General features: G+C 57.0%; 14 protein-coding genes. 8 read left to right on the top strand and 6 right to left on the bottom strand.

The genetic code is table 11. From position 1 onward, the window contains the following. Positions 1-330 precede the first annotated feature (330 nt). The 3 genes from W822_RS30575 to W822_RS30565 are packed head-to-tail and all read right to left on the bottom strand — an operon-like array spanning position 331 to position 2,767. Positions 331-1,602, bottom strand: coding sequence for a cyanate transporter (locus W822_RS30575; protein WP_024004384.1), 1,272 nt, complete (start codon positions 1,600-1,602; stop codon positions 331-333). Positions 1,603-1,610: 8 nt separating this feature from the next. Further along, positions 1,611-2,096, bottom strand: a complete 486-nt coding sequence (locus W822_RS30570) for a nucleoside deaminase (protein WP_024004383.1) — start codon at positions 2,094-2,096, stop codon at positions 1,611-1,613. 2 nt (positions 2,097-2,098) lie between these two features. Continuing rightward, positions 2,099-2,767 carry an ankyrin repeat domain-containing protein gene (locus W822_RS30565; protein ID WP_155848089.1) on the bottom strand — a complete coding sequence of 223 codons (669 nt, stop codon included), beginning with the start codon at positions 2,765-2,767 and terminating at the stop codon, positions 2,099-2,101. Between the two features lie 159 nt (positions 2,768-2,926). On the opposite strand from W822_RS30565, the gene W822_RS30560 reads away from it, so the two are divergent. Next, entirely contained in the window at positions 2,927-3,760 is an 834-nt protein-coding gene (locus tag W822_RS30560; protein ID WP_216593288.1) for a LysR family transcriptional regulator, read from the top strand. Here the strand turns inward: W822_RS30560 and nadC are convergent. Then, positions 3,748-4,608 carry a carboxylating nicotinate-nucleotide diphosphorylase gene (gene nadC / locus W822_RS30555; RefSeq protein ID WP_155848088.1) on the bottom strand — a complete coding sequence of 287 codons (861 nt, stop codon included), beginning with the start codon at positions 4,606-4,608 and terminating at the stop codon, positions 3,748-3,750. The two genes, W822_RS30560 and nadC, sit on opposite strands and share 13 nt — an antisense overlap. Before the next feature lie 100 nt (positions 4,609-4,708). After that, positions 4,709-5,650 carry an NUDIX hydrolase gene (locus W822_RS30550; protein ID WP_024004379.1) on the bottom strand — a complete coding sequence of 314 codons (942 nt, stop codon included), beginning with the start codon at positions 5,648-5,650 and terminating at the stop codon, positions 4,709-4,711. Positions 5,651-5,818: 168 nt separating this feature from the next. On the opposite strand from W822_RS30550, the gene nadA reads away from it, so the two are divergent. Both nadA and nadB read left to right on the top strand, forming a co-directional pair. After that, complete coding sequence (gene nadA, locus W822_RS30545; RefSeq protein ID WP_024004378.1) at positions 5,819-6,991, top strand: quinolinate synthase NadA; 1,173 nt, start codon at positions 5,819-5,821, stop codon at positions 6,989-6,991. Beyond that, positions 6,991-8,643: an L-aspartate oxidase gene (gene nadB, locus W822_RS30540; RefSeq protein ID WP_024004377.1), complete on the top strand. Its 1,653-nt coding sequence runs from the start codon at positions 6,991-6,993 to the stop codon at positions 8,641-8,643. The genes nadA and nadB overlap by 1 nt, the downstream gene beginning before the upstream one ends. A gap of 84 nt (positions 8,644-8,727) precedes the next feature. Here nadB and W822_RS30535 read toward each other — a convergent pair whose 3' ends face one another. Next, positions 8,728-9,387, bottom strand: coding sequence for an NAD(P)H-binding protein (locus W822_RS30535; protein ID WP_024004376.1), 660 nt, complete (start codon positions 9,385-9,387; stop codon positions 8,728-8,730). Between the two features lie 175 nt (positions 9,388-9,562). Here W822_RS30535 and W822_RS30530 point away from each other — a divergent pair, with 175 nt between their 5' ends. The 5 genes from W822_RS30530 (at position 9,563) to W822_RS0123355 (ending at position 15,084) form a co-directional block, all read left to right on the top strand. Further along, the gene (locus tag W822_RS30530; protein ID WP_024004375.1) at positions 9,563-10,018 is read left to right on the top strand and encodes an SgcJ/EcaC family oxidoreductase; all 456 of its coding nucleotides are present in this window, start codon (positions 9,563-9,565) and stop codon (positions 10,016-10,018) included. 88 nt (positions 10,019-10,106) lie between these two features. Then, entirely contained in the window at positions 10,107-10,979 is an 873-nt protein-coding gene (locus W822_RS30525) for a helix-turn-helix domain-containing protein (protein ID WP_172642768.1), read from the top strand. Positions 10,980-11,131: 152 nt separating this feature from the next. Continuing rightward, entirely contained in the window at positions 11,132-13,300 is a 2,169-nt protein-coding gene (locus tag W822_RS30520) for a TonB-dependent siderophore receptor (protein WP_024004373.1), read from the top strand. A 28-nt stretch (positions 13,301-13,328) separates the two neighbouring features. Then, positions 13,329-13,841 carry a cupin domain-containing protein gene (locus tag W822_RS0123360; protein ID WP_155848087.1) on the top strand — a complete coding sequence of 171 codons (513 nt, stop codon included), beginning with the start codon at positions 13,329-13,331 and terminating at the stop codon, positions 13,839-13,841. A gap of 1 nt (position 13,842) precedes the next feature. Further along, positions 13,843-15,084 carry a RhtX/FptX family siderophore transporter gene (locus W822_RS0123355; protein ID WP_081724303.1) on the top strand — a complete coding sequence of 414 codons (1,242 nt, stop codon included), beginning with the start codon at positions 13,843-13,845 and terminating at the stop codon, positions 15,082-15,084. Positions 15,085-15,406 lie beyond the last annotated feature (322 nt).

Here is a 15,406-nt window from a genome sequence, read left to right as displayed (position 1 = left end):
TCAAATAAAACATTTAGATACATAAGTTATTATTTGACATAATTATAAGGGTGAATTGGACTGTGGCAGTTGGCAACAAAGCTGGGATCCATATTTTTCCGGTCGGTCTGGTCCACAGTCGCAGTCATGCGGCTCGCGTTGCATCACGATAAGCAATGCGGCCGTCAAAGCGGCCAAAAAGGCGGCGCCGCGCGGCTGATGTCCTAGCCAAGCTTCGTTCATCGCTCGAAACACGCGGCCTGTGGCCGGTTGCCCGATGGCAGCAAGGCGCGTCACTGCAGCGTTGCTCAACGCAGGTGCCATCATCTCCGAGAGCACACGCGCTCCGCTCTATCTTGCTTTTCCCGCCAAACTGGCTGAGCGGTGGATGCCGGGGTTATTCCCCGAACAATAAGTGACGCCTTCCAGGCCCCTTTCCTTGTCATCCAGTATGCCCATCGCCCTGCCGTAACCGCGAGGCGCTAGCTTAACAACCATGGCGGCGACGATGGTGACACAGGCCAAATGCCAATTCCACCCTGCCGCATAGCTTCCTGTGGCGTCATGCAGCGCGGCGACCAGCCACGCAGGTATGGCCGCCAGCAGAAACCCGCCCCCCTGCATCAGGGCCGATAACGCACCCGCCTGTGTCGGATCCGGCAGATGGTCCAGAGCCACAATCATCAACAGTGCAAAACAGCCTCCCAGGCCCACGCCCAATACAATAATCCAGACCAGCGGCATTGCCGCCGGCATAAAGGCCAGCCCCGCAAAGCCTATGCCCTGCATGGCCAGCGTGAGCCAGAGCCATGGACGGCGATCTGCTGACTTTCGGGCCAGCACCGGCAATAGAAGTGCCGAGAATGCCTGACTGGTGGCCAGTATTGCCAGCAAGCCCCCACTGGCCGCCGCGCTCCAGCCCTGTTCCTGGTAAGCAGGCGCGACCCAGGCGACCACGGAAGAATAGCCCCCATTCATCAGGCCGAAACACATCATCAGCATCCATGTCCGGGGCCGCGTCAACAGGCGTGTAGCGGACGCAGGTCTCGTTTGCTGCCGGGTATGAACAGGCAAAAAGAGAAACGCCAGCAAGACTGTCAGGATGGCCGGCAGGGCAAACCAGGCCAATCCGGTCATCCAGACGCCTGTCGCGCTGGACACGGCCGGCGCGGTGACCGCACCCAGCGCGCCCCCGCCCATCAGCATGGCAGAATACAGGCCCATCATGGGACCGACATGCAACGGGAACTCCCGCTTGATCACGCCCGGGAAAACGGCTTGTACGACGGCAACACCCAATCCGATCATGGCTGCCGTGGCGACCATTCCCCACCCGGTCAGCGTCACCAAACGCAAGGCAGAGCCGCAACAGATGATCAGCAGCGCGCCAAGAATCGCCCGACGCGCGCCCACCGCGTTCTGTATGGCGGGTGCCGTGAACGCGATCACCCCCATCAGCAGCATCGGCACTAATGTCAATAATGCCAGGCTCTGCAAACCCATACCGGTCTGCGTCTGGATCGTGCCGGCCAGCGGTCCGATACTCGTGATAAAAGGCCTCAGATTCAAGCCGATCAAGGCCGCTGTCACTACCAACAGGATGCGCGTCGGCCCCCATTTCATGCTTGCGATCAAGTCATGCCCCTGCCTGTTTGCTGTTGCGCCCAGTATGCGTACAACCCCTCTTTGGCGTCCGGTTCAACCGTTTGCTGGCGGATTGTCATGGATTGGTCGGCAAAAGGCCTGGCCAGTTCGGCCGCAATATCTGCCGTCGACAGACCATAAGGGGCGCCGTCTTCGTTGGAATAGGCATAAGTCACTTCCGTAATTCCAGCCAGCCGCATCGCCGCCATGCACATCGGACAGGGCTGTCCGCTGGCAAATACGTGACAATTGTCCAGACGCGCCGACGCCAGTTGCTGGCTGGCCGCCCGGATCGCCAATAGTTCGGCATGCGCGGTTGGATCGTTTGTCGTCAGGATTTCATTTACCGCCGAGGCGATGACTTGTCCGTTTCTGACAACGACTGCGCCGAACGGACGGCCGCCCTTTTGCGCGTTGTTATAGGCAAGCCTGACCGCCTGCCCGAGAAAATCCGTTTCCTGTTGTGTATTCATTTTCAATGTCCTCCGGCCGCAAGCAGTCGCTGTTCAATCTCGCGGTAGCCGTGAGCGCGCGCATGTGCCAGTGGCGTCACGCCGTCCCGGTCAGCCAGATTGGGATTGGCCCCGGCCTTGAGCAATTCGTCAACAATTTGCTGATGCGGCGGTCCGCCCGACCCCAGAATAATGGCCTCCAGCAAAGCCGTCCAGCCCAGATTATTAATGTGATCAATCTCGACACCGGCATCGATCAGTGTCTGTACTGTTTGTACATGGCCGCGCTCGGCCGCGGGAATCAGCGCCGTTCCGCCGTATCGATTGGTGCTCTTCAAGTCCGCACCGTTGGCCAGAGTCAAATTCAGGATCTCCAAATGACCTCGCGCTCCTGCATACAAATAGGCACTGTCGTTGATACGGTCTTTTGCATTCACATCGGCCCCCGCATCAATCAGCGCCCGGGCGGCGTGTACACGATTGGCGTGCGTAGCCACCAGAAGGGCAGTCGCGCCTGCGCCGTCGCGCCCGTCTACTGCCATGCCTTCAGACAGCAGCTTTTTGATTGTAGCGACCTCGTCATTGGCCGCCGCGCGATGCAGGGGAAAGTCATTCATGATATTGGCTGAAGCGGCGCGTATACAAGTAAACATCAACAGTGCGCCGGTCGCTATTGTACGTAATCGGATCATCGTGATCTCCTTAACCATCATTGCTGGTCAGTATAGTCTTTGCTTATCATATTTAAAAATTAAATTATTAAATCAAATATATTCACAATCGTAATAACACAATTATAATCAGCGCTGGCATCGTTCAATTTCAAGGGAATGCATTTGCTGGATCCGCGCTTGCTGCGGTCATTTACAGCGATCATCGACACCGGCAGTTTTACCGCCGCTGCGGATCGCCTGCATATGACGCAATCGACCATCAGCCAGCAGCTTGCCAGGCTTGAAGAGTCTGTCGGCCAGCAGCTGGTTCAACGCAATGCCCGGCCCGTTCTTGCCACAGCGGCGGGCGAGCGGCTGATCGGCTACGCGAGGCGCATTCTCCTGCTTGAACAGGAGGCTCAGGCTGTGCTCGGAGATCCCGTGGGCGCCCAATCACTGCGTATCGGTCTGCCTGAAGATCTGGTCACCGACGAAATGACGTCTGTGTTCCGAACCAGTACGCGTATGCATCGTAATGTGCGCCTGGATATCACGACCGGCCTGAGCCGTGCTCTGGCTGAACGTTATCGCGGCGGCGAACTCGATATTGTGGTCGTGAAGGAATCGAACGCCAGCGCGGACTGTCGCGCCAGCTTTCCGGAAACCATGGCCTGGTTTGAAAGCCAGGAGAATGCAGGGAAATGGACAGATCCCCTTCCGCTGGTTACCTTTGCGCCAGGCGGCCTGTATCGCGAGGCCATGTTCGATCGCATAGAACGGGAGCGCAGGCGTTGGTATATCGCATTTTCCGGGAGCAGCCTGCCCAGTGTGCTGGCCGGCGTGCAGGCGGGCCTGGGGCTTTCGATGTTGCCTGTGATCGCGACCAAAGGGCGTGGCTTGCAGGTATACCAGCCCTTCGGTAGCGCCCCGCCGATGGTCGTTTCACTCTATACCTGGGAAAAAACGGGTCCGACGGCCGAGCTGGCGGAACAGATGACGACAGTGCTTGAGAATCGTTTTTACGCCTCGTAATCCAGTCCGATATCCAGCGCTTTCGCACTGTGCGTCAGATACCCGATGGCAATATAGTCCACGCCGGTTTCCGCGACGGCACGGACGCTTTCCGGCGTAATGCCCCCCGAGGCTTCGGTTTGTGCCTTGCCACGGCACATTGCCACGGCTTCACGCAAAGTGTCGCAGTCCATATTATCCAGCAGCACCAGCTTGATGCCTTCTTCCAGGGCAATGGCCAATTGCTCCAGCGTATCCACTTCAAGCTCGATCGGCGTCAAATGGCCGGCATGTGATTGCGCCAGACGGATCGCACTGCGCAGATCGCCAGCCAGCGCGATGTGGTTGTCCTTGATGAGCATGGCATCATCCAGCGCCATGCGATGATTCCAGCCGCCGCCAACACGAACGGCATATTTCTGCAACACCCGCAGACCCGGGATGGTCTTGCGGGTGCAGGTAATGCGAGCGCTCGTATGCGAGACCTGCTTTACCATTTCAGCCGTGAGGCTGGCAATGCCGCTCAGATGAGTCAGAAAGTTGAGTGCTGTGCGCTCAGCCGCCAGCAGGGATCGGATATCACCCGAAACCGTCGCCAGCCGCTCACCAGGCTGTACCTGTGCCCCATCAGGCTGGATGACTTCAAAGCGGATCGCCGGATTGATCTGTTCAAATGCCAGCCGGGCAAGGGCCATGCCCGCGATCACGCCAGGGCGGCGCGACACAACATGCAATGTGCCTTGTTTGCCTGCATCAATGGTCGCTTGCGACGTGATATCACCCTTGCGACCCATGTCTTCGGCCAGCGCGCCCTGCACAAACGGCAACAGAATAACATCGGGCAATTCGTAAGCAGCGGGGTTTATCATCGTGTTCATCCTGGGGGAAAATAAATTGAAGTATAGCGGTAATATACTCAATATGAGTATATAAATGCCGAAAAAAACGACAAAAACAGGTTTTGCCGTTTTATTTACTGACGGGCAATTTGCTGCCGGACAGCAGACTTTCCAGCAGAACGGTTTGCTTGAAGCGGTACAACTGCGCCGGACGTCCCCGGTCCTGCACCACGCTCTGACCCGTCGCCTCAAGCAGGTCCTGGTGCTGCATCAGGCGCCGGAAATTCTGCTTGTGCAGTTCCACGCCAGCCAGGCTCTCGATGCTTTTTTGCAATTGCAGCAGGGTGAATTCGCTGGCCATTAACTCCGAAATAACCGGACGATAGCGGATTTTAGCGCGCAAACGCGACATTGCCGTGGCCAGTACACGCCTGTGATCGTGTTGCATGGGCTTGCCGGTCATGGCTTCGGGAATGGATCCGTCAAACAGCGGCGACTCCGGGATAAGGCCGACTTCGTACAGCAACTCATAGCGATACAGCGCGTTGTCTTCGATCCACTCATGCTCGCCCAGTCCCCAGCACAGATCCAAACGACGCTGGCGATTCTGGCGCACTGTTTCATTTTCGGCGAAAGCCACCCACTTCTTCAGATGGGGAAAGAACACCCGGGCGATCCATTCCGGCCTTCCGTCGCGATGGTCTTCCCAGGGAAAGTACAGGTACCAATTGCGCCAGCCGGCGTTGGTTTCCAGCAGACTGTCTTCGGCCTCCTTGACCAGACCCAGATAACTGACATACAGCACGGGGTGGCCGGAAGCGCGGGTGCGCAAAATATCAACAAAAGTGTACAGTTGCTCGACGTAGCCCATGGGCTGGCGGGTCTGGTTTTTCACCCACTGGCGCACGCCTGCCTGCAGTGAACTGTGCACCGGGGATAGCGGCCCGTAAGGCAGGAGAGAGCCATTTTCGACGGTCAGCACCCGGGCGTTGAGATTGGTGATCGCCACCAGTACTGCAACCACCTCTGTTGCGCCCTCAATCGTGTCCGACCCGGAAAAGCCTGAAACCATACTGATATACCCCTGAATAATGTATGGATTCTATCAGACTGAACAGAAATGCATGGGCTCGCGGACACCCCCTGCAGCGTGCAAAGCGCAGCGACCGTTACAAAACACTTTACTATTTATGCTCAATTGGAGCATAATATATTAACTTTCACTTCAGGATCGCAGGTCATGGCATCCACCCAATTAGCCGTACACAAGAGGTTTGATATTGATTTTCCGGTATCCGACCCCTCCACTGCACAGGTGACATCCGCGTCGGCCTGTGAGGTCAGGCAGGCCTGGGCCAGGATTCCCGATCCGCTCAGTCAGCAGCAGACAGAGACATTGCGCGAACGCATCGTGCATCGCCTGAAATCGCAGCAGGCCGCACTGGTCGCCCACTATTATGTAGACGCCCAGTTACAGGACCTGGCCCTGGAAACCGGTGGTTGTGTCGGGGATTCGCTGGAAATGGCGCGCTTTGGCCGCGATCATCCGGCATCGACCCTGATTGTGGCCGGCGTCAGATTCATGGGAGAGACAGCCAAGATCCTCAGCCCTGAAAAACGCGTGCTCATGCCGGACCTGGATGCCAATTGTTCCCTGGACTTGGGTTGCCCGCCGGATGCGTTCGCGGCCTTTTGCGATGCCAACCCGGACAGAACGGTCGTGGTGTACGCCAATACCAGCGCCCAGGTCAAGGCCCGCGCGGATTGGGTGGTCACCTCTTCCATCGCGCTGGAAATTGTCACGTACCTGCACCAGCGCGGCGAAAAAATCCTGTGGGGCCCGGACCGTCACCTGGGTCACTATATACAGCAACAGACCAGTGCCGACATGCTGCTGTGGCAAGGATCCTGTCTGGTGCATAATGAATTCAAAGGTGACGAACTGCTTGAGCTGAAAAAAGCCCATCCCGACGCGAGCGTGCTGGTGCATCCGGAATCTCCGGCCTCGGTGGTAGCGCTGGCTGATATTGTCGGCTCCACCAGCAAATTGATTGCCGCTGTCACCGAATCGACAGCCGGCACCTTTATCGTAGCCACCGATCAGGGCATTTTGCACGAAATGCAAAAGCAGGCTCCCGGCAAAACGTTCATTGCAGCGCCCACTGCCGGCGAGAGCGCGACCTGCAAAAGCTGCGCTTTTTGCCCCTGGATGGCCATGAACGGGCTGGCGGGTGTCAATGCCTGTCTTGAGCATGGCAGCGGAGAGATCGTTCTGGATCCGGCACTGGGACGGCAGGCGCATAAGCCGATTCAGCGCATGCTGGATTTCGCAGCGGCCTACAAAAAGAACATCCGCGCCAGCGGTGACCTGAGCCAGGATGTTCACCTTTTTTCTCAAATCGGACCGGCATAATGACTGGCGCAACATATGACTATGACGTACTGATTATCGGTGGCGGGCTGGCTGGGCTGTCGGTTGCATTGAATTTGCCCTCCAGCCGGCGGATCGCGCTTGTCAGCAAGCTATCACTGGACATCACGGCCAGCGGCAAGGCTCAGGGTGGCATTGCCGCCGTGCTGGACCCCGATGATCATACTGATAACCACATTCGCGATACGCTGGTTGCCGGCGCCGGCCTGTGCATTCTGGATTCGGTCGCTCACATCGTGGAAGCAGCTCCTGCTGCCATTGATTGGTTAAGACGCTGTCAGGTTGAATTCACGCTCGGCGATTCGGCCCAATTGCATCTGACCCGTGAAGCCGGACATAGCCATCGCCGCATTGTCCACGCTGCCGACAGGACCGGCCTGGCTGTCACCTCGGTATTGCAGGCGCAATTACGACAGAGGCCGAACGTCGATCTTTACGAACATACCCTATGCGTAGATGCCCTGATCAAACATCGGGACGGACAACGGCCCATATGCCATGGGATCCAGGCCGTCGACACCGCATCCGGACAAACGCTAATATTGAATGCAGACCACACTATCCTGGCCACAGGTGGATTGGGGCAACTGTTTCCCTATACCACCAATCCCGAAACTGCTACTGGTGATGGGCAGGCCATCGCCTGGCGCGCCGGTTGCAGGATATCCAATCTTGAATTCGTACAGTTTCATCCCACCGCCCTTGCCATGCCAGGCGTTCCAACCTTTTTAATTTCTGAAGCCGTGCGCGGTGAAGGTGGCATTTTGCGCAATCGCGAGGGCCATCGCTTTATGCCGGATTATGATTCGCGTGCAGAGCTGGCGCCACGAGATATCGTGGCCCGCGCTGTCCATTCAGAAATTGCCAAGCAACAGGGGCAGCCGGTATGGCTTGATATTTCTCATCACTCGGCCGATTTCATCCGGACACATTTCCCCACAATCGAACAGACCTGTCGGGATTACGGCCTTGATATCACACGCGAGCCCATTCCCATCGCGCCCGCCGCTCACTATTCGTGCGGCGGCGTCCTGACCGATCTATATGGGCAAACCGATGTCGCAGGATTGTATGCCGTCGGAGAAGTTGCCGATACAGGTCTGCATGGCGCCAATCGACTGGCGAGCAATTCTCTGCTCGAATGTATGGTCATCGGCAAAAATTGCGCGCAGGCTATTGCCGATCACGACAACCCGGCCCACAAACGCAGACCAGCGGGCGATCTATTGCAAAGCGCCAGCGCTGCACAACACAGTCTGCGGAAAAATACGCGTACGCCATGCGTGTCAGAAGACCAGCCGCTGCCAACACCTGACGACATCCGCCAATTGATGGGAACTAAACTGGGGATACTGCGTTCGACCTCAGGTATCAACCAGGCATTGGTGCAATTGGAACAATGGCGTGAACAGCTGGCGCATGCATGCAATGCAGGATATTTCCCCACCGCGCTGAATCTGCGCAACCAGCTTGACTGCGCGTGGCTCATCGCAAGCTGCGCTGCGCAGCGCCCTGAAAGCCGGGGCCTGCATGCCCTGGCTGACTATCCTGACATGTTGTCAGATGCCAGCTCAAGTGTTGTACGTGCGCCCGTTTTGGAGTCGGAAATCCTGGCAGAGAGTGAAAGCGGCTGAGACATCCATCAGCCACGGGTCAAATTCGGGCAAGCGTAGATCGAACTGGGTCAGCCGTGGGGTAGACGTGAGTTCAGACGAGGATCAGGCGGGTACCAGTTGCTGTATCGCCTGATCCACAGGTATATCGCCCCCCGTCAACTCGATGATGATTCGGTTGACCTGAGGACGTTCAATGATTTCCAGCAGCGTCGCGGCCACATCGCCACGCGGTATATCGCCGTAAGGAATGGCCAGGCCTGCACGCACTTTGCCGGTACCTGCCTTATCCACTAAGGTACCCGGGCGCACAATAACCCAGTCCAGGTCCGTTTCGGCCAGGTGCACGTCCGCATGCTTTTTCACAGTCATATAGTTTTCGAAAGTATCGGATACCGTCCTGCCACGACCAGCTTCGGGAAAAGCCGACACCAGAATAAAGCGCCGGATGCCCGCATCAATCGCCGCCGCAACCGATACCTCCAGTCCCCGTCCATCAATTGCGTTTGTCATTTCAGGACCACCCTTGCCGCCGGCGCCTGCCGAAAACACGACTACATCGCTGCCCTTCATAAGGCCGGCCAGGGCCGTCGCGTCAAGTGCAAGCAGATCGCCAGAGATGGGCTCGGCGCCCAGTGCAGCGAGTTCTTCGGCCTGTTCGGCACGTCGATGCAATGACTGAGGCAAGTGGCCTCGCGCACTCAGCTGTTGCGCCAGAAGGCGTGCGATCTTGCCTGACCCGCCGACGATAAAAACCTTTTTCATATGCTCTCCAAATAACACGTGATAAACGACGCTGCCGTGGCCGCATGCGTGACGACACCCGCTTGACGCGGCACACTCGGCGTTTCATACTGAGTGTAGCGCTTCGGCCGTCAGATCTCGACCGTGAGTGTTCTGCTGCGTTTTTTCATTCATCACGATCCCGGACATATGCCAAATGACACAACTCCACATCACTCAGCCGCAAGAGGTGCCCGCCGCTTTCGAAGCTGCCTGGAATGATCACGACATGGCCTCGTTCGGCGCACTCTTTCACGACGATGCCACATTTGTGAATCGGTTCGGCCATTATGTGCGTGGGGTTGAAGACATTGTCGGATTGCATGCCCCCATCCACGCGTCCATTTACAGTGACTCCAGGCTGCAGAATGATCTGATCGATGTCAATATCCTGAGTAACGACGCAGCGATTGTGCATTTCTGGAGTCGTCTCACGGCCGGAGAGGCCCACCCGGCAGGCCCCCACGCAGTCGATACGCTGATTCTCGCGGTTCTGACTAAGGATGGCGACGCATGGCAAATCAAGGCGCTGGAGAACGTTACGCTGACCAATCCCCGCACTGGGGAAAGTGTGTTGAGGGGGCAGGAAGACGATCCGGGTGCGGTTTCTTAATAACTGCAGTCTTGTCGTTAAATATCTCTACTGCTGTGCAATTTGTCAATGTACAATTAATAATGATTCTTATTCATTCGATATGATCATGTCCGTCTCTTTTTCAGATCAATGGCAATTTTCATCAACACTCACACCTATCTCTATCAGCGGCGGCCGGGTGCAAACGAGCGGAAATCAAGCTATTCAAGAAGAAAACGAGGCCGGTCTGAAACTGGTCCTGCTGCTGTCAGGCCAATTGGACTATTCAATGCATCGCAATCGGCATATCGCGGTAACCGGTCCTGCCATCCATCTGAGCGTGAGCAATAGGCCATTCTCGGTTACTCACCGATATAGCACAGCCACCCCTTTACAATACGTTGCCATACGGTTGCCCGTAGAGACGCTGAACCAGGGACTGCATATCGATTTTCCTGAATTGCCTGCCACGCCACATACAACCAGCGACGTTCCTTTTTTTCAGGACCGGCAAGCCAACAAAACAATGCAAGGCCTGGCCCGACAAGTATTGCTTTGCCCGCTCAAAGGGGGGCTGCGCCAGCTCTACCTGACCGGCAAAGCGCTGGAATTGACTACGATGGCCCTTGCCTCGGTACAGTCCCGTCAGCCGGGCGTCGACGATAAAGGCATCTGCAAACTGACATCCCGACAGCTGGAGGCCCTGCACCACGCTCGGCATCTGTTGCTTGCAACCCCATCCCAGACACCCAGTCTGGCTGCCCTGGCGCGAGAAGTGGGACTCAATGTCACCACGCTTACCCGGGGATTTCGCCAGTTGTTCGGCGATAGTGTGTACGGCTTTGTCCGTGAACAACGGCTTGACCTCGCGTATCGCATGCTGGCGACCGGCGAATGCACTGTCGCCCAGGCGGCTTGCGCCAGCGGCTACAGCGATTCGCATTTTTCAAAGATATTCCAGAAACGTTTCGGCCTTGCTCCCCACAAGCTGCAGCCATGAGACCGCCCCCCGGTCGCTGTTTTCACAACAACGCGCACAAATACCGGCAAGCGCTAGGGGCATACCCGCAAGCGCCAATACACAGCCTCTGCTCGGCCTAGAATAGATGAGATTAATTCTCAACTTGCTTCTTATACCAGGAGGTCATCATCGTGGCGGGCAGTCGTACCGTTTTCAAGCAATCACAAGCGGTCGAAGACCGGCATCCTTTCATTTCAAACAATAAAAGTACAAAACTGGTGTGGCCGTCGGTCGCGCTGATTGCCCTGCTGTGCGGCAGGCAAACCCTGGCACAAATGTCGTTCTCGCCGGCCATCAGCACCTTGCCTGACATCGTCGTGACGGCCGAAACACCACCCGTGCCCGCATTGATGAAAACTACACAATCCATCAAGGATACCCCCCAATCTGTCACGATCATCGACAGCGAACGCATGGTTCAGCAGAATCTGCAAACATTGCAGGATGTCCTGCAGCAAACGCCAGGCATCACGGTCCAGCCCTATCAGTTTCTGACTACGGGTTATTATGCTCGCGGGTTCAAAATTGATTCGTTCCAGCAGGACGGCGTCCCTATTCTGATGGGGCAAATGGCCAGCCCGCCGGAAGATATGGCGATGTATGAGCGAGTCGAAATCCTGCGCGGGGCAAATGGTCTGCTGCAAGGAACCGGCAATCCGGCTGCGACGGTCAATCTTGTACCCAAACGCGCGCCACGCAACACCCGGGCGCATGCGGCGTTAAGCGCAGGTAGCTGGAACCGCAATCGTGGTGAAGTGGACATCGGCAGCGCGCTGAACGACCGGAAGACGCTGCGCGGCAGGCTGGTCGCCAGCCATGAAGATCGTGGTTTTTTCTACGATGTCGCCCGGCAGAAATCGACCCATCTGTATGGCACCTTCGAAATTGACCTGGATCCCGCGAGCCTGTTGCGCGCAGGTGTGCAGCATCAGCGGATTCGCTCAATCACCAATATGGCAGGCGTGCCATTCTATCGAGACGGCAGCGACATCGACTTACCGGTGTCGACCTATCTGGACGTAGACTGGGACCGTTTCGACTGGGATAACACGCGCATATTCGCAGGACTGGAGCATACCTTTGCCAATGGCTGGACAGCCAAAGTCAACCTCAACCGTCTCTCGGGCGAGGCCCGGCTCAAATATGCTGGCGCCAATGGCGCGGTTGATCCACTGGCAGGTTCCCGAATGCGGCTTATGGGCGCAGCATACCGCTTTGACAATCGCCAGTTCAGCGCCGATGGCTACCTCAGCGGCGCCTTCAGCCTGTTTGGCCGCAGGCATGAAGCGCTGATCGGCGCCAATTTTCAGCGTACCCGCGCCGAACAGTTTTCCGCGGATTTTGTCATGCCAGTCAACGTATCCGTGGATCCGTGGAACTGGGATCCGCATAGCGTGCCGGAACCTGATACCGGTCCTTTCCGTTCGCGCGGACCGACCCGTGTCACCCAATCAGGTATTTACGCCATGAGCCGGTTCTCGCTCGCCGACCGGATTAAACTCATTGCCGGTGCGCGCGTGAGCCAATGGAAGCAAAACACCTCGACAAACACAGCCCGGCTGCGCAACGAACTCACGCCCTATGGCGGACTGGTCATCGATATCACTCCGCAATGGGCTGTGTACGCCAGCTACGCGCAAGTCTTCCAGCCCCAGATCCAAACAACCTGGCAGGGCAGCATGCTTGATCCGGTAAAAGGCACAAACCGGGAAATCGGCATCAAGGGTGAACTGCTTGACGGACGCTTGAACGCCAGCCTGGCACTGTTCAATATCCGCCAGCGCAACCGTGCGCAGACAGACCCGGCTCATCCATGCATCGGCGCGATTTGCTATTACATCGCCAGCGGCGAAGTGGAAAGCCGCGGTATTGAAGCAGAAATCAGCGGCCAACCGCTGACGGGATGGGAACTGGCCGCAAGCTATACCTACAACACCACCCGATACCTAAAAGACGCGCAAGCCCAGGGGCAGGCGTTCGCGCGCTTCACGCCGAAACATATATTCCGTTTCTGGACAAATTACATCCTGCCCTGGAATTCGGGCCGCGCAAGCGCCAGTCTGGGCATCCAGGCGCAAAGCCGCTACAGCGTGTCATCGGGTGGCGCAACCTTGCGACAAGGCGGTTATGCACTCGCCCATATGCGCATCGGCTACCGTATCAGCAGCCGCCTCACCGCCGCTTTGCACGTCAACAATCTTTTCAATCGACGCTACTACCAGAGCCTCTCCGGACCCTATTGGAATAACCGGTACGGCGAGCCGCGCAATGTCGCGCTGACGCTGCGCGCAGAGTATTGAATCACTTGAAAGCACGAAACCGAATCTCTTGAAATTCCCAAACGCCATGAATATCTCCAGCTTTTCCCCCTCTGATTCCAATCACAGCGATGAGCCTGTCCGCCTTCTGCTCTCCGAAACACTGATCGCGCTCAATCCGGGCGCCGCAATCGCATGCGTTCCGCCTCACGAACGATCTCGCGTCAAGGCCGAATGGATCGTGGGCATCAAGGCCTTTTCCGACCAGGCTAGTGTGCACGGCAACCATTGGGAACGACACCCGCATGGCGACGAAGTGCTGACAGTTCTGGAAGGCGAACTGCGCATTGTGCCCGGTATCGGTGCGGCTGGCGCGGACAAAGCAGATCCGAACCCCTATGCCATCGACGCCCACCCGGACAAATCATGGCGCCTGGCTTCTGGCGAATCGGCAATCGTTCCTCAAGGTTGCTGGCACCGTCTTGAAGTCCTGCAGCCTGGCCGTCTCATGTTTATTACCCCTGCGACAGACAGTGAACACCAGCTCCGCCGACACAACACCATACTTAGTGAGAACGCCTGACATGTGTGCCACTCCATCCGCCACTTCCGTATCCAACCGCATTCCGGAACTCAAATGGCCGTTGATCGCCTGCCTTTATCTGACCCAGGGCATCCCTTTCGGCCTTGCCATGGAAGCTCTGCCCTCTCTGCTGAGGCACCAGGGCGCCGATCTGGCGGCCCTCTCCTGGCTTCCGCTGGTCAGCCTGCCCTGGGTCGTCAAATTCTGCTGGGCTCCGGTGGTGGACAACCACTGGTGTCAACGTTTGGGGCGCCGAAGAAGCTGGATACTGACCATGCAATCGATCATCGCACTGATTCTGGTTGTCACCATGATGTTGAACTTGCAGCAAGGTTCCTTGGGCTGGCTCATTGCACTTTCTGCCCTGGCGTCGCTGGCAAGCGCGACGCAGGATATCGCAACTGACGCACTGGTAGCAGAACAGTTTCAACCCAATCATCTATCCAGTGCAAATGCAATTCAGGTTGCCGGTGCCATGATCGGATTTTTCTATGGCGGATCGCTGTTTTTGGTGGCCTACACCCAGTTTGGCGAAACAGCGGCATTATGTCTGGTGTTGCTGCCTGTGATCGTCAGTCTAGGGCTGATGGCGTACTGGCGTGAACCTGAACCGTTTCCGGAGCCCCGTCCGAAAAAGCAACAAGCCAGCCTGCTGCAATTCCTTATCTCGGGCAAACACGCCTGGGCGCTAATGGCAGCAGCCTTTCTTTCGGCCGCGACAGTGGTAGGCGGCCATGGTCTATCCAGGCTGATGCTGGTCGATGCCGGCTGGCAACTGGATCAGATCGGACTGGTAGGTATGATCGGCGGGGCAATCACGATTACACTGGGTTGCGGTGCAGGGGCATGGCTGGTTGCACGGCTGGGTCCTTGGCGAGCCTTTTTTCTGGGCATCGTGTGCTCAGGGCTGGCTACCTCGGTCTGGGCGTATCTGGCACTGGGCCGGTCTCCCGTTTCGTTGACTGCAGTGTGGCCTGCCACCACGCTCGCCAGTTTCGGCGCAGGTTGCACCTCGGTCGCGGTCATGACCGCGGCAATGCACTATACACATGCCCGGCACCAGGCAGGAACAGATATGACGATCGTGCAAAGCTCGCGCGACCTCGGAGAAATGGCCGCCTCGTCATCACTGATCGCGTTGTCAGCAGCGCTGGGATACGCTGGCGGATTCGCCATTGGGATTGTGCTGACGATACTTACACTTGCCATGATACCGATATTGTTGCGGTCGAGAAGCAACTAAAGTATCTCGGCAGACAGCATACGGCGTCCCCAGCCCCGGACTATTATTGGACCCGCCAATATTGCCATAGCAATATTTCATTTGACTGACCGAACACTTCACCTTAAATTTCATTCAACTCGCTGGCGCTATTCATTGCGCACAAAGCCTTGAGGCAACTCTTTTGTCATGCGCCTGAGTTAGAACCAGATTCTCATTGTCCTGTTCCACCATTTTCATCATCCGGTTCTGTACATCGGCACCGCACTCATTGAGTACCGGTGCTGATGACGTTTTGCCTGCGCCCCGTCAGGATCCCGCCCGATATTCACGGGTTGAATAT

The sequence above is a fragment of the Advenella kashmirensis W13003 genome (genome assembly GCF_000506985.1).
Taxonomy (GTDB): domain Bacteria; phylum Pseudomonadota; class Gammaproteobacteria; order Burkholderiales; family Burkholderiaceae_B; genus Advenella; species Advenella kashmirensis_A.
Note: the sequence above shows the minus strand (reverse complement) of the source record. Positions and strands in the feature narration are given on the sequence as shown.

Coding starts and splice junctions, on each gene's coding strand:
- W822_RS30525 (WP_172642768.1), top strand. CDS start 10,107: ATGTCCGTCTCTTTTTCAGATCAATGGCAATTTTCATCAACACTCACA.
- W822_RS30535 (WP_024004376.1), bottom strand. CDS start 9,387: ATGAAAAAGGTTTTTATCGTCGGCGGGTCAGGCAAGATCGCACGCCTT.
- W822_RS30565 (WP_155848089.1), bottom strand. CDS start 2,767: ATGATCCGATTACGTACAATAGCGACCGGCGCACTGTTGATGTTTACT.
- nadC (WP_155848088.1), bottom strand. CDS start 4,608: ATGATAAACCCCGCTGCTTACGAATTGCCCGATGTTATTCTGTTGCCG.
- W822_RS0123355 (WP_081724303.1), top strand. CDS start 13,843: ATGTGTGCCACTCCATCCGCCACTTCCGTATCCAACCGCATTCCGGAA.
- nadA (WP_024004378.1), top strand. CDS start 5,819: ATGGCATCCACCCAATTAGCCGTACACAAGAGGTTTGATATTGATTTT.
- W822_RS30575 (WP_024004384.1), bottom strand. CDS start 1,602: ATGAAATGGGGGCCGACGCGCATCCTGTTGGTAGTGACAGCGGCCTTG.
- nadB (WP_024004377.1), top strand. CDS start 6,991: ATGACTGGCGCAACATATGACTATGACGTACTGATTATCGGTGGCGGG.
- W822_RS30530 (WP_024004375.1), top strand. CDS start 9,563: ATGACACAACTCCACATCACTCAGCCGCAAGAGGTGCCCGCCGCTTTC.
- W822_RS30570 (WP_024004383.1), bottom strand. CDS start 2,096: ATGAATACACAACAGGAAACGGATTTTCTCGGGCAGGCGGTCAGGCTT.
- W822_RS30550 (WP_024004379.1), bottom strand. CDS start 5,650: ATGGTTTCAGGCTTTTCCGGGTCGGACACGATTGAGGGCGCAACAGAG.